Below are 19,840 nucleotides of genomic sequence, written 5' to 3'. Positions count from 1 at the left end.
TTGAAAAGTCACAGGTGGCCCCCAAATAAGAGGGCAACCCTGCGGTAAATCCGCAATTAGTTTTACGTATTGAAACAACCGAATTCGAGGTTCTTATTATGGGTCGCATTATTGGTATCGATTTGGGCACCACCAACTCTTGTGTGTCGGTGCTTGATGGAGACAGTGCAAAAGTAATTGAAAACGCGGAAGGCGGTCGTACGACGCCGTCTATCATCGCGTATACCGAAGACGGTGAGACGCTTGTTGGTCAAGCGGCCAAGCGCCAAGCGGTCACCAACCCGGAAAACACCCTGTACGCTATTAAGCGTCTGATTGGCCGTCGCTTTAAAGACGACGTCGTTCAAAAAGACATTAAAATGGTGCCGTACAAAATCACCGAAGCGGATAACGGTGATGCTTGGGTGGAAGTGAAAGGCCAAAAGATGGCACCGCCGCAGGTTAGCGCGGAAGTGCTCAAGAAAATGAAGAAGACGGCTGAAGACTACCTCGGCGAAACCGTCACCGAGGCTGTTATCACCGTGCCGGCTTACTTCAACGACAGCCAGCGCCAAGCGACAAAAGATGCCGGTCGCATCGCTGGTCTGGACGTTAAGCGGATTATCAACGAGCCGACTGCTGCGGCGCTCGCCTACGGGATGGATAAATCGCGTGGCGATAAAACCATCGCGGTATACGACCTGGGCGGCGGTACCTTCGATATCTCGATCATCGAAGTCGCTGACGTAGACGGTGAAACCCAGTTTGAAGTGTTGGCCACCAACGGCGACACCTTCTTGGGCGGCGAAGACTTTGACCTGGCGCTGATCAACTACTTGGTTGACCAGTTCAAGTCCGACAGCGGCATTGACCTGTCCGGCGACAATCTCGCCATGCAGCGCCTGAAAGAAGCGGCAGAGAAAGCCAAAATCGAGCTTTCCAGTGCTCAGCAAACCGACGTTAACCTGCCGTACATCACGGCGGATAACACCGGTCCCAAGCACCTTAACGTGAAGGTAACACGTGCCAAGCTGGAATCGCTGGTAGACGACTTGGTTCAGCGCTCGCTTGAGCCGTGCAAGGTAGCACTGAAAGATGCTGGCCTCTCGGCTTCAGAGATTGATGACGTGATCCTGGTCGGCGGTCAGACCCGCATGCCGATGGTTCAGCAGAAAGCCGCTGAGTTCTTCGGCAAGGAAGCGCGTAAAGATGTGAATCCGGACGAAGCCGTGGCCGTGGGTGCGGCGATCCAAGGCGGTGTATTGGGTGGCGATGTTAAAGACGTGCTGCTGCTGGACGTCACGCCGCTAACCCTGGGTATCGAAACCTTGGGTGGCGTTATGACGCCGCTGATCGACAAAAACACCACCATCCCGACGAAGAAGACGCAAACCTTCTCCACCGCGGATGACAACCAAACGGCGGTGACCATCCACGCCGTTCAGGGTGAGCGTAAGCAAGTGTCGCAGAACAAATCGCTGGGTCGCTTTGATCTTGCCGATATTCCGCCCGCGCCGCGTGGTGTGCCGCAGATCGAAGTCGCGTTTGACCTGGATGCCAACGGTATTCTGAACGTGTCGGCCAAAGACAAGGCCACCGGTAAAGAGCAGTCCATCGTCATCAAAGCATCTAGCGGCTTGTCGGAAGAAGAAATTGATCAGATGGTCAGCGATGCGGAAGCTCACGCGGAAGAGGACAAAAAGTTCGAAGCGCTGGTGCAACTGCGTAACCAAGCGGACGGCATGATTCACGCCACGCGTAAAACGCTGGAAGAAGCCGGTGATAAAGCGACCGATGACGAGAAGCAGTCCATCGAAACCGCGATCACCGAGTTGGAAGAAGCCACTAAAGGTGACGACCAAGAGCTTATCCAGCAAAAACTCGACGCGCTGACCGAAGCCTCCGGCCAGCTGGCGCAGAAAATGTACGCCGAGCAGGCAGAAGGCGCCGAGCAGCAGGGTGAAGAAGGTGCTGATCAGGCCAACAGCAAACCTGATGAAGACGTGGTTGACGCCGAGTACGAAGAAGTCAACGACGATCAGAAAAAACAGTAACCCCTCTTTCTGCCAAGGAAAGCGGTGACGCGGGAGGCAACTCCCGCGTTGCTGTTTCCGCGGCTAAGACGCACGTAGTTAAATGTGTAGTTGAATGCATAGCTAACCAGGAGGCGTAGGACCCATGTCCCAGCGCGATTATTACGAAGTCCTGGGTGTCGAGAAAGGGGCCGATCAGAAAGAGATCAAAAAGGCCTACCGTCGCCTGGCGCAAAAATATCACCCCGATCGAAACCCGGATGACGACACCGCCGCCGAGAAATTCCGCGAGGTATCGGAAGCCTACGAAGTCTTAACCGACAGCGAAAAACGTGCGGCCTACGACCAGTTTGGTCATGCCGGCGTCGACGGCCAAGGCGGCGGCTTTGGTGGCGGTGGTTTCGGCGGCGGTGGCGCTGGTGATTTCAGCGACATCTTCGGCGATGTGTTTGGTGATATTTTCGGCGGTGGTGGCCGTCGGCGTGGCCCCAACGCCCCGGCGCGCGGCTCTGACCTGCGCTACAACCTAGAGCTGGATTTGGAAAATGCGGTGGCCGGTACCACCGTCGATATTCGCGTGCCGCGGCATATTGAATGCGACCGCTGCGACGGTGGCGGTGCCGAGCCAGGCTCAAGTAAAGACACCTGCCCGACGTGTCATGGCCACGGCCAGGTGCGCATGCAGCAGGGCTTTTTTGCCGTTCAGCAAACCTGCCCGACGTGCCATGGTTCCGGCCAGCACATCAAGGTGCCGTGCCATAAGTGTAATGCTGAAGGGCGCGTGCGCGAGACCCGTACGCTATCAGTGAAGATTCCACCGGGTGTGGATACCGGCGACCGTATTCGTCTTAACGCGGAAGGCGAAAGCGGCATCAATGGTGGGCCTCCCGGCGATCTGTATGTCCAGGTGGCCATCAAGAAGCACCATATCTTCCAGCGCGACGGCAGACACTTACAGTGTGACGTGCCGATCAACTTTGTTGATGCCGCCCTCGGCGGTGAGTTGGAAGTGCCGACGCTTGACGGTCGCGTGAAGCTTAAAATTCCGCCGGAAACCCAAACGGGCAGACTGTTCCGTTTGCGTGGCAAAGGGGTTAAACCCGTGCGTGGCGGAGCGCCAGGCGACTTGCTGTGTAAAGTGGTCGTTGAAACGCCCGTCAAGCTCGACGAGAAGCAACGTGACTTGCTGCGCCAGTTCCAAGAGAGTTTGGAAGGTAGCAACAGCCACAGCCACTCGCCGAAAAAATCCGGCTTTTTCGATAGTGTGAAAAAGTTCTTTGAAGATATGAAGGCTTAACGGCGCTTCGCCTTAAGGCTTTTAAACGCCCCTGCACCCTTTGGTGTTGGGGCGTTTTTTATGCAGCTCATCGCTACTAAGGGTTTTATTATAGACGCTAATGCGTCTTAATGGCGTTTACTGAACAGATGCTCAGTTTAATGTTGGCGTATTGGCGCATAAGGATATTGACGAATGCAGGGAGATGAAGAAGCGCGTCCTGGGTTGGGGATTGGATTGCGGGTGCTGTCTGGCGTGTTATTTACCGGCATGCTGGTGTGCATCAAGGCGGTGAGCGACGAAGTGCCGGTGGGCCAGTCAGTATTTTTCCGCTCGCTGTTTGCGCTGCTACCGATTTTTGTTTTCCTTTTGCTTCGGCGGGAGTTTCCACAGGGGTTGGCCACGCGTCGTCCGCTGGGGCATGCGTTACGCTCGGGGTTAGGGGCGGCGGCAATGTTTGCCTCCTTTGCGGCGGTGGCGCTACTGCCAGTCGCCGAGGCGACACTATTAGCCCAGCTAACGCCGGTCTTTATGGCGGTAGGTGGTGTGCTGCTGCTGGGCGAGCGCTTCTCGCTTAATCGTGCGGGCGGCGTAGTGCTGGCGCTTGCCGGGGTCGCCGTGCTGATATTGCCTGGGCTCAATGCCGGTTCCAGTAGTGGCCAAGTGACCGGTTACGCGCTGGGGGCACTGAGTGCGCTATTAACCGCTGGGGCGTTACTAACCGTGAGGCGTATTTCGCGAACGGAGAGTGCCGCCTCAATCGCTTTCTACTTTATTTTGGTGGCGGCGCTGGCCGGATTGGCGACACTACCGCTGGGTTGGGCCGCGCTCAGTCGGGTGGAGTTTGCGCTTTTAGTGCTATCGGGCCTGTTTGGCGGTGCTGCGCATATTGCGATGACATTAGCCCTGCGCTACGCCGAAGCGTCACGTTTGGCACCTTTTGAATATATTGCCCTGGTGTGGCCCGTGCTCGCCGATTGGGTGCTGTTTGGCATACCGGTCTCCAGCGGCTTCCTGCTAGCGCTCCCGCTGATGTTAAGCGGGGTAGCGCTAGCGGCGATGGAAGGGCGGCGGCTTAGGTTAAGGGCTAAACGGCCTCTTCGACAATAAGCTGAAGGCGGCCCTTTGAGCATGGCTCGATGCGCGCCTCTACGCGATACACCTGACGCAGCAACGTTGGGGTAATCACGTCTGCGGTGGGGCCGCAGGCAATTAAGCGGCCATTCTCAAGCATCATGGCAGCATCAGCGAAGCGCAGCGCGTGCCCAAGGTCGTGCAGGGCGACCATAATCAGCATGTTGCGTTCGTCGGCAAGTCGCCTAAGTACGCCTAGCAGATTGATTTGGCGGTTAAGGTCGAGTGCCGAGGTAGGTTCATCCAGCATCAAAATATCCGGCTCTTGAACTAGGGCCTGAGCGGCGCTCACCAGTTGGCGCTGCCCGCCGCTCAAGTCGCCTATATCGCGTTCGCCGAGCGCGCTGATATTGAGCTCTGAAAGCGCACGGTCGACCTGAGCCAAGTCTGCCGCCTGCACTTTAAGGCTGCGCCCTTGCATGCGTGCCAAGAGCACCGACTCATACACCGTCAGCACTGCTTTAGCGCCCGTCTCCTGGGGCATGTAGGCCACCGGGCGTTCGGCGTTTGTGCCGCTGATGGCAACCTCACCTTCGCCTTTGAGCAGTCCTAATATGCGTCGAAAAAGCGTCGACTTGCCTGCGGCATTAGGGCCAAGTAGTGCCACCACTTGCCCGCCTTGAAAACAAGGGGTGGTGATATCCTGCACAATAGGATGACGCCCGTAACGGGCAGAAACGTGGTTCAGCTGTAGGGTTACCATGAAGCCTTCTTGTGGTTAAGCACGAGAAACAGAAAGAAGGGGATGCCCACCAGAGAGGTAATAATCCCAATGGGAATAATGGTGCCTGGGATAATAATTTTGGAAATCACCGAGCCAACAGACAGAATCAGTGCACCGCAAAGGGCAGAGCCGGGCAAGAAGAAGCGCTGATCTTCGCCTAGCAGAATGCGTGCAATATGCGGCCCGACTAAACCAATAAAGCCAATGGTGCCCACAAAGGCCACGGCAATGGCGGCCAGCAACGACACCAGCACCAGTACTTCTAAGCGCAGTGACCGGGGCCTTACGCCCATGCTTTCGGCTTTAGCGTCGCCCAGGCGCATGGCGGTAAGTGCCCAGCCGTGGCGTGCAAGCAAAGGCATTACGGTGGCCAGCACACCAAGCGCAATCCAAAATTTCGGCCAGGTGGCTTTGGTCAAACTGCCCATGGTCCAAAACACCACGGCGGCTACGGCCTGTTGGCTGGCAAAAAACTGAATCAGCGCCATCAGCGAATTGAAAATAAACACCATGGCAATGCCGAGCAAGACGATGGTTTCCACCGTCACGCCACGCTTAAGGCTGAGGGCGTGAATCAGAAAAGCCGTCACCATGGCCATCAAAAACGCATTGATGGGCACGACGTACTCGATGGCGGTGGGAATAATCGCAACGCCAAAAGCGAGCCCCAGGGCAGCGCCAAAGCTCGCCCCGGCGGAGATCCCTAGGGTGAACGGGCTGGCCAGTGGGTTGCTCAGAATGGTTTGCATCTGGGCACCGGCCACCGAGAGACTGGCGCCGACCACGAGCGCCATCAGCGCTACCGGCATGCGTATCTCCCAAAGGATGACACGCGCCTGCTGGCTGACGTTGTCAGGGGTGAACAAGGCAGCGATCACTTCGCCCAGGCTATAGCGCGCCGGACCAAGGGCTAGATCAACGCAAAGGCTGAAAAATAGCGCTAAAACCAGTGCCGCCAGAATCATCTGGCGGCGAAACACTTGGCTGCGATAGAAGGCGCGCCCCTGAGAGGCGCGCTCGGTGGCAATGCTTTCAGTCGTCATTTAATGACACCCAATAGCCCGGCGCGTAGTCGATGGGCAAGAAGCGTTCGTGCAGTTCAGCCATGGTGGCTTCCGGCTCCAGGTCGATAAACAGGTCAGGGTGTAGCCACTTCGCCAATTGCTGGATGGCGACAAAATAATAGGGGCTGTTGTAGAACTGGTGCCAGATGGCGTGGACATTATCCGACTCGACCGCCTGAATGCCGGTCATGGCAGTGCGCTCAGTGAGGGCCTCGAGCTTGGCCTGCGCCTTCTCCATGTCAGCGCCAGGCCCGACGCCGACCCAATCACCGCCCGGCACGTAGGCATCCCAGCTGCCGCCGGTTACGACCATGTGGTCTGGATTGGCGGCGATAATTTGCTCGGGATTCAACGTTCCGAAGGTGTTGGGGATAATATCCGCGGCAATGTTGGTACCACCTGCCAGGGCGACGTATTCTCCAAAGTTGGCAGGACCAAAGCTCATGCAGCACTCGTCCGAGTAGCCGCCTGCCCGGTCAATGAATACGCTGGGACGCTCGGGGTTGGCCTGCTCGATGACATCAGTGACCCTTGCCAGCTGTTCCTCGGCGAAGGTGATGAATTCCTCGGCGGCGGCTTCTTCGCCCATTAGCTTACCGATGATCCGCATAGAGGGAATGGTGTGCGCGATGGGATCTTCGCGAAAATCCACGTAAACGATGGGAATATCCAGCTCGGCCAACTTGTCGTCGTAGCCGGCGTCTTCGGTGGCGGCCTTTGCTTCAAGGTTCATCAGCACGACGTCGGGTGTCAGTGACGCGGCCTGCTCCACATCGAAGGTGCCGTCCTTGAACCCGCCAAAGGTGGGGATCGCTTCAATTTCCGGGAAGCGCTCAGCGTAGCGAGCATAGTTGTCAGGGTCTGCCTGGGAAAAGTCTTCCCGCCAGCCGACCACATGGGCAAACGGGTCTTCGGGTTCGAGTAACCCTAGCAGATAAATTTGCCGACCTTCGCCTAAGATAACTCGCTCGGCGGGGGCATCTAACGTGACTTGGCGACCGGTAACGTCGGTCACGGTGATGTCGTCAGCGGCAGCGGTGGCGCAACTCAATACGGATAGAGCACCGAGCAGAATTTTAGAGATGTGGGTAGCCATAAATGCCTTTATAACCAGTTGATAAATTAAGCTGATGGGAGAGCGTCTGCGCCATCCATCCAGACGAGCAGGTAATAAAATATGTTCTGCGTATAATTCGCATTCTCAAGGGTTGCCATTATTGCGGAAACCTCTGCGACTGTCGAGATGCGTCTTGAGGGCTGCTTCGCCGTGCATGAGCACGATCGTGAACACTTTGTTGCAGCGAACGCCCATTCGTTACTTGGCTCTTGAGTGCGCGCGCATTACGCTAATGGGTACTAACTCGCTACCGATGCGGAGAATCCCTATGCCTCTATCCCGTGCTGAAATTGCCACATCTTCTGGCGAGCGCTTGATTAACCGCTTATGCAAGCACTGGGCGCATAAGCTTGAAGTTGAACACTCAGCGCAAGAGGCAAAGATCACTTTTGCCTCGGGTACCTGCCTGATGCGGGCCGAAGAAGACTCGCTGGCGGTGGCGATTGAAACGCTTGAAGAAGAGCACCTGGATGAGTTGGAAGGCGTAGTGGAGCGTCACCTGATGCGTATGGCCGGCGATGAAGCGCTGGTCATTATTTGGGAAAACTAACCGCTGGCCAGAGGCGCGGATTCCCTTTGCGCGTCTGTTATAATCACGGCTGCCTTTAACCCCATTTTGATGCGTAGAATCGCAAGCGCAGGAGCTTTCATGACCCGAGTTGCCATTGTAGGCGTGGCTGGCCGCATGGGCCGTACGTTGGTAAATGCTGTAGAGCAGGATACTGAGGCGACCCTAGCCGGTGGCGTCGTTGAGCCAGGTAGTTCCTTGGCAGGCGCTGACATTGGCGAGCTTGCCGGTGTGGGTAAGCGCGGCGTCGTCGCGGTAGATTCTCTGGAATCGATTGTCGATGACTTCGATGTCCTTATCGACTTCACCGCCCCCAACGTTACTCTGGGCAACCTGGCGTTCTGCGCCAAGCACGGCAAGCGCATTGTGATTGGCACCACCGGCATGAGCGATGACGAGCTGGCCGAGCTTGATAGCTACCGCGACAAACTGGCGATGGTGTTTGCGCCCAATATGAGCGTGGGGGTTAATCTGACGCTGAAGCTGCTCGAAACCGCGGCCAAAGCGCTGGGCGATGAAGGCTACGATATTGAAGTGATCGAGTCCCACCACCGTCATAAAGTCGATGCGCCTTCTGGTACGGCGATCAAAATGGGCGAGGTGGTCGCGGCAAGCCTAGACCGCACGTTAAAAGAACACGGCGTGTTTGAGCGGGTTGGGCAGTGCGGCCCGCGTAGTGACAAAGAAATCGGCTTTGCCACCGTGCGTGCGGGCGATATCGTCGGCGAGCACACAGTAATGTTTGCCACCGAAGGCGAGCGCATCGAAATCACCCATAAAGCCTCCAGCCGCATGACCTTTGCCAAAGGCGCTGTGCGCGCCGCGCGCTGGGTCGCTGGCAAAGACAACGGCCGATACGATATGCAGGATGTGTTGGGGTTGATCTAAAAACTATAAATTGGAGCGGGGTGATGCAGCCGTTATGTTTAGATGATGTTACTGAGTATGTGGCTGAAAATATTGGATCTTTTCATCAGAAACGAATTGATCGACTTGCCAAGCTTAAGCTCAAGGATGTGTTGAAGCGGAAAAATCCTTATCTGTTTAAAGCCAAGAACGTCCAAACTGCAGAGCAGATCGTTCGAGGAATACTGGAAGCCCATATTTCATCGAACGAGGAAACCCTATTTGGTGATTGGCTTGAAGGATTGGCTATCTTCATTAATGGGCAGACCTATGGTGGATGGAAGTCGGGTATAGCTGGTGTGGATCTCGAGTTTGATCATGGTGGTCGTCGCCATATTGTGGCGATCAAATCAGGCCCTAATTGGGGTAATAGCTCTCAAATCGATCAGATGAAAGCAAACTTTAAGACGGCACAGAAAACACTGAGAACCAGTCAGTCGGGCTTGAATATTGTTGCCGTGAACGGTTGCTGCTATGGGAGGGATAATAACCCCGACAAAGGGGATTATTTTAAGTATTGCGGACAACGGTTTTGGGAGTTTATATCTGGGGATGCTGAATTATACGTTGAGCTGATAGAGCCGCTTGGCAGCATGGCGCGCGAGCGCAATGACGAGTTTCAGGAGTCTTACGCCCGTATGGTGAATAAATTCACACATGAGTTCATTGCTGAATTTTGCATGGAAAATGGTGCTATCGACTGGGCACGGTTGATAAAGCTAAATTCTTCTTTAGCTGGCTAAAGAAGGGGTGAGAGCCCCTTCTGCGAATTAAAAAAGCTTGTCTTAAAACAGGCTGAGGCTGGGTTGGGGCACCTGTTGCTGCCGCTCGAAGGCTTGGCTCCACTCGAAGTGCGAGGTCTCCCGGTACCTTGAGAATTTAAAACCATCAGGCGGTGCCGTCGCTTTGTTTTCGAGTAGGTCTTTTACCAGCTTGCCTACCGCATAACCTAAGCTGGCAGGCACCGCATTGCCTACCTGTTTATATTGCTGCACCAATGGCCCCGCCAGTTGCCAGCTATCGGGGAATTCTTGGATTCTTTTGTACTCTTCTATCGATAAGGGCCGATCTTCCTCTGGATGCGCCAAATCCGTAGCGGGCATGGCTGGGTGGGTGACCAGAGTAGGAGACGGTTTGCCCCAGCTTAGGCGCCTCAAAAAGCCTGTTTTTCCACCGCCGGAAAAAAAAGACTTGCCTAATGCTTCTTGCTGCATGGCGATGGGCAACGCGCGCCAATTTTGTCCGGCTCTTAGATGCCGATAATACTTTAATCGTTTTTCCGGAAAATGAAGATGCGTGTGGCTTTCCAGGCCGGCCACCGCGTCTCTGAAGGTTTTCCACTTGGGCAGCCCATGGGCACCTTCTTCAGAGTGGGTTGGCTGCAAAAAAGGGGCCGCGCTACCATCCCGCGAGCAAACTATAATGACTCTTTCGCGGGTTTGCGGGGTGCCAAAATTCGCCGAGTTATATAGATTGAAGGTGCATGAATAGCCCGCTTTTTTTAGCAGGCATAAGACGAAATTAAGTGCTCCGCCCTTCATTTCATCTAACGACAGGTCAGGAAAACCAGGGCCACGCTGATTGTGTGGCCTATGATCCATGGGGCATGATAGCAACCCGCGCACATTCTCGATGACCAGAAAGCGTGGCTTTATCTCAATAGCCAGATTGATAAACTTCAAGAAGGCATTGCCGCGATCATCATTGAAAGCCTTTCGTTTCCCTGCAGTGCTAAACGCCTGACAAGGTGGGCCGCCTACCATCAAGTCAACATTGTTTGTATCTAGCTGCGCAGCTTCTAGAATTTGTGCGGCTGAGTATTCATTTATGTCGCCGAGCAAGGCGGTGTTGGGGCGATTAAGCAGAATCGTTTGGCGGCAATATTTGTCGAACTCGCAGGCTAAGCGGATATCAAACCCGGCTGCTTCGATGCCCAGATCAAGCCCCATTGCGCCAGAAAAAAAACTCAAGGCTATCGGTTTGTCCGTATCGCCGGTGGCGTCAAAATAGGCGGGGTGATCTTTTGCGATATGCTGCTCTGCTTCTTGCTGGTAATGTTTCACGCTTTCAGCATCGACCACCCAAGTGCTGCCGATTCTTTCTGCCTTTAGCACCTGTTTCCGACACAGGGATCTTGCATGCTGAGGGCTTACTTCAAGCATTAAGGCGGCATCTTCGATGCTGATATGGGTACTCATTTTAGTTTCCTTTGCGAAACTTGGCACAAGTACCTATGGTCGACTCATTGCCGATTGGTGTCAACTCGCGCAGGGGGTAGTCTTAGCCCAGGAATTCCTGTAAAATTTCAAAAATTTTGGCCGGGTGGCTGAGAAAAAGTGAGCAAACGGCGCGCTTGTTGCGTTGGCCAGCCCAAAGCCTGTCCCGAGTACGCTAACCTATTGATAGCTTATGGCGACTCTGAAAGGCATCGAACAACAAGCGGGATGAAACCGATTCTTTTTTTATCGGCTTCGTCCCGCTTTTTTACGACCTTAGTTTTATTGGTGACAGCCTGACTAATTGAGCGTCGTGGATAATGAAGACATTGCTGAGCCTGCGCCCAACAGGCTCCCACCAGCATGGGAGAACGTGTTTTGAATAACCCCGCATTGAGCAAACCCGCGGTATTGGCTCTGGAAGATGGCAGCGTGTTCCACGGAGTCGCCATTGGCGCGGACGGATTAACCAGCGGTGAGGTGGTGTTCAATACGGCGATGACCGGTTACCAAGAGATCCTCACCGATCCCTCCTATACTCGCCAAATCGTCACGCTCACATACCCTCATATCGGCAATACCGGCGTTAACGCCGAAGACGTTGAGTCAGCGTCGATTGCCGCCGCCGGTTTGGTGATTCGCGACCTGCCATTGCTGGCCAGTAGCTTCCGTAGCGAACAAACCCTGTCGGATTATCTAAAAAGTCAAAACGTTCTAGGTATTGCTGATATCGACACTCGCCGCTTAACGCGCATTTTGCGCGATAAAGGGGCGCAAAACGGGGCGATTTTGGCGGGTGCCGATGCCGAAGGCGAGGATGCGGTCGCACGGGCGCTGGACGCTGCCAAAGCCTTCCCAGGCTTGAAGGGTATGGATCTGGCCAAAGAGGTGTCGTGTAAAGAAGCCTACGAGTGGTCAGAAGGTGAATGGGCGCTGGGTGAGGGCTATGCCGATGCTACGCAAAGCGAGCGCCCCTACCATGTGGTGGCGTACGACTACGGGGTGAAATTCAATATCCTACGTATGTTGGCCACTCGCGGCTGTCGTCTGACGGTCGTCCCCGCGCAAACGCCTGCCGCTGAGGTGTTGGCGATGAATCCTGATGGGGTTTTCCTGGCCAACGGGCCCGGCGACCCGGAGCCCTGTGATTACGCCATCAAAGCGATCCAGGATGTGCTGGAAACCGATATTCCGGTATTTGGTATCTGCCTGGGCCACCAGCTGCTGGCGCTCGCAGCAGGTGCTAAGACGGTCAAAATGAGTCACGGCCACCACGGCGCCAACCACCCGGTGCAAGACCTGGACGCTGGCACGGTAATGATCACCAGCCAGAACCACGGCTTTGCCGCCGATGAAGCGACCCTGCCCGCCAACGTGCGCGCAACGCATCGGTCGTTGTTCGACGGTACCTTGCAGGGCATCGAGCTAACTGACCGACCGGCGTTCAGCTTTCAAGGTCACCCCGAAGCGAGCCCCGGTCCGCGCGATGTGGCGCCGCTGTTTGATCGCTTTGTCGCTATGATGAAGGCGCGTCGCTAACGCGCCCAGCTGCATCATCGTATCGCCGTCTTTTGTCGCTCATCGTCACCATTTTTTGCGGGAACCGTTATGCCTAAGCGTACCGACATCAACAGTATTTTGATCATTGGCGCTGGCCCGATTGTGATCGGCCAGGCCTGCGAATTCGACTACTCCGGCGCCCAGGCGTGTAAAGCGCTGCGCGAGGAGGGTTTCCGGGTAATTTTGGTTAACTCCAATCCGGCGACCATCATGACCGATCCCTCCATGGCCGATGCTACCTACATCGAGCCGATTACCTGGCAGGCGGTGGAAAAAATCATCGAAGCCGAGCGGCCGGACGCCATCCTGCCCACCATGGGCGGCCAGACGGCGCTGAACTGTGCGCTCGACCTGGAAAAACATGGCGTGCTGGACAACTACGGCGTCGAGATGATCGGTGCCAACGCCGACGCGATTAACATGGCCGAAGACCGCGATCTGTTCGATCAGGCCATGAAGCGCATTGGTTTAGAGTGCCCGAAAGCGAAAGTTGCGCACACCATGGACGAGGCCTGGGAGATTCAGGCCGAACTGGGTTTCCCGACCATTATTCGTCCTTCCTACACCATGGGCGGCTCCGGCGGCGGCGTGGCGTACAACAAGGAAGAATTCGAGGAAATCTGTACCCGCGGTTTCGAGCTTTCCAACAACCACGAGCTGCTCATCGACGAGTCGCTGTTGGGCTGGAAAGAGTACGAAATGGAAGTGGTGCGCGATAAAAACGACAACTGCATCATCGTCTGCGCGATTGAAAACTTCGACCCCATGGGCGTGCACACGGGGGATTCCATCACCGTGGCGCCGGCGCAAACGCTGACCGACAAAGAATACCAGATCATGCGTGACGCCAGCCTCGCGGTGCTGCGCGAGATCGGCGTGGAAACCGGCGGCTCCAACGTGCAGTTCGGAATGGATCCCCAGACCGGACGCCTGGTGGTGATCGAGATGAACCCGCGGGTATCGCGCTCGTCTGCGCTGGCCTCCAAGGCCACCGGTTTCCCGATCGCCAAGATCGCCGCCAAGCTGGCGGTGGGTTACACGCTCGACGAGCTGCAAAACGATATTACCGGTGGCCGTACGCCAGCGTCCTTCGAGCCGTCCATCGACTACGTGGTCACCAAGATTCCGCGGTTTACCTTTGAGAAATTCCCCCAGGCCAATGACCGCCTGACCACCCAGATGAAGTCGGTGGGTGAGGTGATGGCGATCGGCCGTACCTTCCAGGAGTCGCTGCAAAAAGCCCTGCGCGGCATGGAAACCGGTAACGACGGGCTGGATCCGATTATTACCGACTTCACGCCGGACAACATGGCGATCATCCAGGGTGAGCTACAAGCCGCTGGTGCCGAGCGTATTTTCTATGTGGCCGATTCCATGCGCTCAGGCATGAGCGTTGATGAGGTCTTTGAGCTGACCAATATCGATCGCTGGTTCCTGGTTCAATTGGAAGACTTGGTACTGACCGAAGCCGCTGTGGCCAAGCGCTCGTTGAGCGATTTTTCCACTCGCGAGCTGTACCAGCTTAAGCGTAAAGGCTTCTCGGATGCCCGTCTGGCCAAGGTGCTGGGGGTGGCGGAGAAAGACTTCCGTAAAACCCGGCAAGCGGCGGGTATTCGTCCGGTCTACAAGCGCGTGGATACCTGTGCGGCGGAATTCGCCTCGGATACCGCCTATATGTACTCGACTTACGAAGAAGAGTGCGAGGCCGAGGTATCCGACCGTCAGAAAATCATGGTGCTGGGCGGTGGCCCCAACCGGATCGGTCAGGGTATCGAGTTCGATTATTGCTGCGTCCACGCCGCCTTCGCGATGCACGACGATGGTTATGAAACCATCATGGTCAACTGCAACCCAGAAACCGTCTCCACCGATTACGACACCTCTGATCGTCTCTACTTCGAGCCGGTGACGCTGGAAGACGTGCTGGAAATCGCCGACAAAGAGCAGCCGGTGGGCGTAATTGTTCAGTTTGGCGGCCAGACGCCGCTGAAATTGGCCCGTGAGCTGGAGGCTGCCGGCGTGCCGATTATTGGTACTACGCCGGATGCCATCGATCGCGCTGAAGACCGCGAGCGCTTCCAGCAGATGATCGATAAACTCGGTCTAAAGCAGCCGCCCAACGCCACGGCACGCAGCTTTGACGAGGCCTTCGCCAAGGCCGAAGCCATCGGCTACCCCTTGGTGGTGCGTCCAAGCTACGTGCTTGGTGGCCGGGCCATGGAGATCGTCTACGACGCCTCCGAGCTTGAGAACTACATGACCAACGCGGTGAAGGTGTCCAACGATTCGCCGGTACTGCTGGATCACTTCCTGAGCGCGGCGGTGGAGATCGATATCGACGCGGTCTCCGACGGTCAGCAGGTGGTGATTGGCGGCATCATGCAGCACGTCGAGCAGGCGGGGGTGCACTCCGGTGACTCGGCTTGTTCGCTGCCGCCTTACTCGTTGCCCGCCGACGTACAGGACGAGATGCGCAACCAGGTCAAGAAAATGGCCTTGGAGCTGGGCGTCAAGGGCTTAATGAATGTGCAGCTTGCCTGGCAGGATGGTGAGATCTACGTGATTGAGGTCAATCCGCGTGCCTCGCGCACCGTGCCGTTCGTCTCCAAGTGTATCGGTACGTCGCTGGCCCAGATTGCCGCGCGGTGCATGGCGGGTAAAACCCTTGCTGAGCAGGGTTTTGAGCGTGAAATAGTTCCACATTTTTACAGCGTCAAAGAAGCGGTCTTCCCGTTTAATAAATTCCAGGGTGTGGATCCGATTCTCTCGCCCGAGATGAAGTCGACCGGCGAAGTCATGGGGTCAGGCGATACCTTCGCCGAGGCGTTCTTCAAGGCGCAGCTGGGCGCGGGGGAAGCGATTCCTGCTTTGAGCGGAAAGCGCAAAGCGTTCCTTTCGGTGCGCGAGCCGGATAAGCAGGGGATTATCGAAGTGGCCCGTTCTCTGTTAACATTAGGGTTTACTCTTTGTGCAACGCGTGGCACGGCAGCGGCTCTTGAAGCGGCTGGCTTGGCAGTGGAGCACGTCAACAAAGTCTACGAAGGTCGTCCCCATATCGTCGATCTGCTTAAGAACGACGAAATCGCCTACATCGTGAACACAACCGAAGGTCGCCAGGCTATTAACGACTCTTCGGTTATTCGCCGTACTGCGCTTGCCCGCAAGGTGCCTTATGCGACCACCTTGGCGGGCGCTAATGCTGTTTGCATGGCGCTGGAGTACGGTAGGGAGATTACGGTGCGGCGCCTTCAGGATCTGCATGCAGGAGCAAGTCAATGAACAAGGTCCCGATGACGGTAGCGGGCGAAAAAAGTCTTCGTGATGAGCTGAATCATCTAAAGGGTGAAGCACGCCCACAGGTGATAGCGGCGATTGCTGAAGCGCGTGAGCACGGCGACCTTAAGGAAAATGCCGAGTATCATGCTGCGCGCGAACAGCAAGGGTTTATCGAAGGGCGTATTCAGGAGATTGAAAGTAAGCTCTCGGGTGCCCAGGTTATCGATGTCACAAAGCTGCCTAAAACCGGGAAAGTGATTTTTGGCGTCACGGTGTCACTGCTGAACCTAGACACCGATGCCGAAGTCACTTACCGCATCGTCGGTGAAGATGAGGCTAACATCAAAGCAGGGCGTATTTCGGTGACGTCGCCGATTGCCCGCGCACTCATCGGTAAAGAAGAAGGGGACGTGGTGGTGGTCACTACGCCTGGTGGTGACGTTGAGTATGAGATCGGCAGCGTCGAGCACCTATAAGTCTTAGCCAAAGCGCGTTATCAGGCGTGGGAGTGTGTTTTCAAGATATTCCCGTGCTAGTCATAAAAAAGCCCGCGGCACGGTGTCGCGGGCTTTTGGCGATCAGGGCGGCGTTTAACGGCGGCCGTGATGGTTCTCGAAGCGTTTAATGTTGGATAGCTTCGGATTAACCTTCGGATTTGGGCGGTAGAGTAACGCCGTTTTGCCGATGGTTTGTACCAGTTCCGCTTGGCTATCCTTGATTAGTTCGTCAAGCATGGCAGTGCGGTCGTCGCGATCAGGTAGCGCGAGCTTCACTTTGATGAGTTCGTGGTCAGTAAGTGCCCGACCGAGTTCAGCGAGTAAGTTATCGGAAACGCCATTTTCGGAAACGGTGACCACTGGATTGAGGTAGTGACCAATGCTGCGAAATGCTTTCTTTTGTGCCGGTGACAAGCTCATGGTATCTTGCGGTATCCCAGTTTGCGCTTAACGTTCCATCTTACGGTGAAACGCCACCGAGTGAAAGACATCGAGTGAAAGCGCCCATCGCACCTTACTCACTGTTAGATTTTTCCATGCAGCAAACGCCAACGGGCCGTAAGCGCCCATCAAGCAAAACCAGCGCAAGCTGGATGAAAGAGCATTTTGACGATCCTTATGTCAAACAAAGCTGGCAGGACGGTTATCGTTCTCGGGCCAGCTACAAGCTGCTTGAGATTGACGCAAAGGATAAGCTGCTGCGCCCCGGCATGACGGTCATTGACCTGGGGGCTGCGCCAGGCGGGTGGAGTCAGATTGCCGCTGAGAAGGTAGGGCCACAGGGCATGGTGATTGCTTCCGATATTCTTGAGATGGATGGGCTCGCGGACGTAGACTTTATCCAGGGCGACTTTACAGAAGAGTCAGTGCTTAATGCTATTCTTGAGCGCTTAGGAAATCGTCCCGTAGACCTTGTGATGTCGGACATGGCCCCCAATATGAGTGGTATGGCGGCAATCGATCAGCCGCAAGCGATGTATTTGGTAGAATTGGCCCTTGAGCTGGCGCGGGAAGCGCTTTCGCCGGGCGGAAGTTTGCTAGTCAAGGTGTTTCAGGGCGAAGGATTCGACAGCTATTTAAAAGAGCTGCGTAACAGTTTTAAGCGCGTTGTAACGCGTAAACCCGAGGCATCGCGAGCACGCTCCCGGGAAGTATATCTGTTAGCGGAGGGGTTTCGTGGTCAATGACCAGCGAGCGATTCATCGTCAAGATTTATCATCGCGATAGCCAGACAGACAGTTGCAAAGTGTGTCACATTGGTCTCATAGGCGAATGTGGCGCAGATGGCCCAAGGCATTATACGTCTTGGCAATGGTTGAACCCTTGAGGCTTGTGTAAGGTCTTAGTTTTAGGGTTTAACTGACAGATTCTTGTAATGAGGGTAGCCCCTTGAACGATATGGCAAAGAACCTGATTCTGTGGTTGGTCATCGCGGCCGTGCTACTGACAGTGTTCAATAATTTCAGTACAGAAAGTGCGCCCCAAACAATGAACTATACTCAGTTCGTTGAGCAGGTGCAGGAACAGCAAGTACGTAGCGTGACCATTGACGGCTACACCATCTCCGGTGAGCGTACGGATGGTTCGCAGTTCCAGACGATTCGTCCCTCAGCAGAAGATCCTAAGCTGATGGATGATCTGCTGAGCAACGACGTTACGGTCATTGGTAAAGCGCCGGAGCAGCAAAGTATCTGGACGCGTCTGCTGATTGCCAGCTTCCCGATTCTGCTGATTTTGGCCATCTTTATGTTCTTTATGCGCCAAATGCAGGGTGGTGCCGGTGGCGGTAAAGGCGGGCCAATGAGCTTTGGCAAGTCCAAAGCGAAGTTGCTCTCCCAAGACCAGATTAAGACCACTTTCTCTGACGTCGCAGGCTGCGATGAAGCCAAGGAAGAAGTGGAAGAGCTGGTTGACTTCCTACGCGACCCTACCAAGTTTCAGCGTCTGGGCGGCACCATTCCCCGTGGCGTATTGATGGTGGGCCCGCCAGGTACGGGTAAAACGCTGCTGGCTAAGTCTATCGCGGGCGAAGCCAAAGTGCCGTTTTTCTCCATCTCTGGCTCTGACTTCGTGGAAATGTTCGTAGGTGTCGGTGCATCTCGTGTGCGCGACATGTTTGAGCAGGCCAAAAAGCAGGCGCCATGCATCATCTTTATCGATGAGATTGACGCGGTCGGTCGTTCGCGTGGTGCTGGCATGGGTGGCGGTAACGACGAGCGCGAGCAGACGCTGAACCAGCTGCTGGTTGAGATGGACGGTTTTGAGGCAAACGAAGGCGTTATCGTCATCGCGGCCACCAACCGTCCCGACGTGCTTGACCCTGCGTTACTGCGCCCGGGTCGCTTCGACCGTCAGGTGACCGTTGGCTTACCGGATATTCGCGGACGCGAGCATATCTTGGGTGTGCACTTGCGTAAGGTGCCGCTGGGCGATGATGTTAAGCCGCAAATAATTGCTCGAGGTACGCCCGGCTTCTCCGGTGCTGATCTGGCCAACTTGGTCAATGAGGCGGCCTTGTTTGCTGCTCGCCGCAACAAGCGGTTAGTGAGCATGGAAGAGTTGGATTTGGCCAAAGACAAGATCTTGATGGGCGCTGAGCGCAAATCCATGGTCATGACCGATAAAGAGAAGCTTAATACGGCTTATCACGAGTCAGGTCACGCCATTATCGGCTTGGTCGCGGCTGACCATGACCCGGTGTATAAAGTGACAATTATTCCGCGGGGTCGCGCGTTGGGTGTGACCATGTTCCTTCCGGAAGAAGATCGTTACAGCCTGTCCCGTCAGCAGATTTTGAGCCAGATTTGTTCGTTATTCGGTGGGCGTATTGCCGAAGAGATGACGCTGGGGCCCAACGGTGTGACCACTGGGGCGTCTAACGATATCAAGCGTGCTACTGAGCTTGCCCACAATATGGTCGCCAAGTGGGGCTTGTCGGACGAAATGGGTCCGATCATGTACGACGAGGATGAGTCTCATCAATTCCTCGGTGCCCCGGGTCAGGGTGGCGGCAAGATGAAATCTGGCGAAACCACCACGCGCCTCGATAAGGAGGTTCGCAAGATTATCGATGACTGCTACGAGCAGGCTCGCAAAATCTTGACGGACAATCGCGATAAGCTCGACGCGATGGCGGAAGCGCTGATGAAATACGAAACCATCGACGCCGACCAACTGAAAGATATTATGGATGGTCGCAATCCGCGTCCGCCGGAAGGCTGGAATGACGGTGATTCACCGGGTGGTGGAACGCCTGCCGCCGGCGATCAGTCAGCTTCCGCTTCTGCCGATACGAGCGGTGGCGATAAGCCAGGCGACGGTGGAGACACCGATGACGAAGAGCCGCGTCGTCGGCCTTCCGACCCACTAGGCGGGCCGGCTGGCCCCTGATGGGCTGTTGAGCTAGCCGCAACGCTAAGGCGTCCCCAAGGGGACGCCTTTTTGTTATGCTGTGTAGTCTTAACGCAATACGTTTTTTTCGACCAGGCGA

At 55.6% G+C, this 19,840-nt stretch carries 16 protein-coding genes; 11 read left to right on the top strand and 5 right to left on the bottom strand.

Annotated features, from left to right (window positions below):
- Window positions 1-98 precede the first annotated feature (98 nt).
- The 3 genes from dnaK (at window position 99) to BLR97_RS05480 (ending at window position 4,398) form a co-directional block, all read left to right on the top strand.
- Window positions 99-2,033: a molecular chaperone DnaK gene (gene dnaK / locus BLR97_RS05490; protein WP_089703310.1), complete on the top strand. Its 1,935-nt coding sequence runs from the start codon at window positions 99-101 to the stop codon at window positions 2,031-2,033.
- A gap of 124 nt (window positions 2,034-2,157) precedes the next feature.
- The gene (gene dnaJ / locus BLR97_RS05485) at window positions 2,158-3,309 is read left to right on the top strand and encodes a molecular chaperone DnaJ (protein WP_089703308.1); all 1,152 of its coding nucleotides are present in this window, start codon (window positions 2,158-2,160) and stop codon (window positions 3,307-3,309) included.
- Between the two features lie 174 nt (window positions 3,310-3,483).
- Complete coding sequence (locus BLR97_RS05480; protein ID WP_089703306.1) at window positions 3,484-4,398, top strand: DMT family transporter; 915 nt, start codon at window positions 3,484-3,486, stop codon at window positions 4,396-4,398.
- Here BLR97_RS05480 and BLR97_RS05475 read toward each other — a convergent pair.
- From BLR97_RS05475 to BLR97_RS05465, 3 genes are read right to left on the bottom strand one after another with little or no spacing between them, the layout of a single operon-like run.
- Window positions 4,376-5,125 carry an ABC transporter ATP-binding protein gene (locus BLR97_RS05475; RefSeq protein WP_089703304.1) on the bottom strand — a complete coding sequence of 250 codons (750 nt, stop codon included), beginning with the start codon at window positions 5,123-5,125 and terminating at the stop codon, window positions 4,376-4,378. The genes BLR97_RS05480 and BLR97_RS05475 overlap by 23 nt on opposite strands.
- Window positions 5,119-6,189, bottom strand: a complete 1,071-nt coding sequence (locus BLR97_RS05470; RefSeq protein WP_089703302.1) for a FecCD family ABC transporter permease — start codon at window positions 6,187-6,189, stop codon at window positions 5,119-5,121. Before BLR97_RS05470 ends, BLR97_RS05475 begins: the two co-directional genes overlap by 7 nt.
- The gene (locus BLR97_RS05465) at window positions 6,179-7,306 is read right to left on the bottom strand and encodes an ABC transporter substrate-binding protein (protein ID WP_089703300.1); all 1,128 of its coding nucleotides are present in this window, start codon (window positions 7,304-7,306) and stop codon (window positions 6,179-6,181) included. The genes BLR97_RS05470 and BLR97_RS05465 overlap by 11 nt, the downstream gene beginning before the upstream one ends.
- A gap of 289 nt (window positions 7,307-7,595) precedes the next feature.
- Between BLR97_RS05465 and BLR97_RS05460 the strand changes: the two genes are divergently transcribed.
- The 3 genes from BLR97_RS05460 (at window position 7,596) to BLR97_RS05450 (ending at window position 9,544) form a co-directional block, all read left to right on the top strand.
- The gene (locus tag BLR97_RS05460; protein ID WP_089703298.1) at window positions 7,596-7,877 is read left to right on the top strand and encodes a DUF2218 domain-containing protein; all 282 of its coding nucleotides are present in this window, start codon (window positions 7,596-7,598) and stop codon (window positions 7,875-7,877) included.
- A gap of 99 nt (window positions 7,878-7,976) precedes the next feature.
- Window positions 7,977-8,783, top strand: a complete 807-nt coding sequence (gene dapB / locus BLR97_RS05455; protein ID WP_089703296.1) for a 4-hydroxy-tetrahydrodipicolinate reductase — start codon at window positions 7,977-7,979, stop codon at window positions 8,781-8,783.
- A gap of 23 nt (window positions 8,784-8,806) precedes the next feature.
- The gene (locus tag BLR97_RS05450; RefSeq protein ID WP_089703295.1) at window positions 8,807-9,544 is read left to right on the top strand and encodes a PmeII family type II restriction endonuclease; all 738 of its coding nucleotides are present in this window, start codon (window positions 8,807-8,809) and stop codon (window positions 9,542-9,544) included.
- Between the two features lie 42 nt (window positions 9,545-9,586).
- Here the strand turns inward: BLR97_RS05450 and BLR97_RS05445 are convergent, their stop codons facing one another.
- Entirely contained in the window at window positions 9,587-10,999 is a 1,413-nt protein-coding gene (locus BLR97_RS05445) for a DNA cytosine methyltransferase (RefSeq protein WP_089703293.1), read from the bottom strand.
- Window positions 11,000-11,410: 411 nt separating this feature from the next.
- On the opposite strand from BLR97_RS05445, the gene carA reads away from it, so the two are divergent.
- The 3 genes from carA to greA all read left to right on the top strand — a co-directional run bounded on the left by carA (window position 11,411) and on the right by greA (window position 16,329).
- Complete coding sequence (gene carA, locus BLR97_RS05440; RefSeq protein ID WP_170832992.1) at window positions 11,411-12,556, top strand: glutamine-hydrolyzing carbamoyl-phosphate synthase small subunit; 1,146 nt, start codon at window positions 11,411-11,413, stop codon at window positions 12,554-12,556.
- Between the two features lie 69 nt (window positions 12,557-12,625).
- The gene (gene carB, locus BLR97_RS05435) at window positions 12,626-15,856 is read left to right on the top strand and encodes a carbamoyl-phosphate synthase large subunit (RefSeq protein ID WP_089703291.1); all 3,231 of its coding nucleotides are present in this window, start codon (window positions 12,626-12,628) and stop codon (window positions 15,854-15,856) included.
- A complete protein-coding gene (gene greA / locus BLR97_RS05430) occupies window positions 15,853-16,329 on the top strand; it encodes a transcription elongation factor GreA (protein ID WP_089703290.1) in 477 nt (158 codons plus the stop codon). Before carB ends, greA begins: the two co-directional genes overlap by 4 nt.
- Before the next feature lie 114 nt (window positions 16,330-16,443).
- Here the strand turns inward: greA and yhbY are convergent, their stop codons facing one another.
- Window positions 16,444-16,770, bottom strand: a complete 327-nt coding sequence (gene yhbY / locus BLR97_RS05425; protein ID WP_089703288.1) for a ribosome assembly RNA-binding protein YhbY — start codon at window positions 16,768-16,770, stop codon at window positions 16,444-16,446.
- Window positions 16,771-16,886: 116 nt separating this feature from the next.
- Here yhbY and rlmE point away from each other — a divergent pair, with 116 nt between their 5' ends.
- Window positions 16,887-17,537: a 23S rRNA (uridine(2552)-2'-O)-methyltransferase RlmE gene (gene rlmE / locus BLR97_RS05420; protein WP_089703872.1), complete on the top strand. Its 651-nt coding sequence runs from the start codon at window positions 16,887-16,889 to the stop codon at window positions 17,535-17,537.
- A 202-nt stretch (window positions 17,538-17,739) separates the two neighbouring features.
- A complete protein-coding gene (ftsH, locus tag BLR97_RS05415; protein WP_089703286.1) occupies window positions 17,740-19,740 on the top strand; it encodes an ATP-dependent zinc metalloprotease FtsH in 2,001 nt (666 codons plus the stop codon).
- Window positions 19,741-19,840 lie beyond the last annotated feature (100 nt).

It is taken from the genome of Vreelandella arcis (assembly GCF_900103865.1).
Lineage (GTDB): Bacteria > Pseudomonadota > Gammaproteobacteria > Pseudomonadales > Halomonadaceae > Vreelandella > Vreelandella arcis.
The sequence above is the reverse complement of the archived record's forward strand: the minus strand, read 5'-3'. Positions and strand labels throughout refer to the sequence as shown.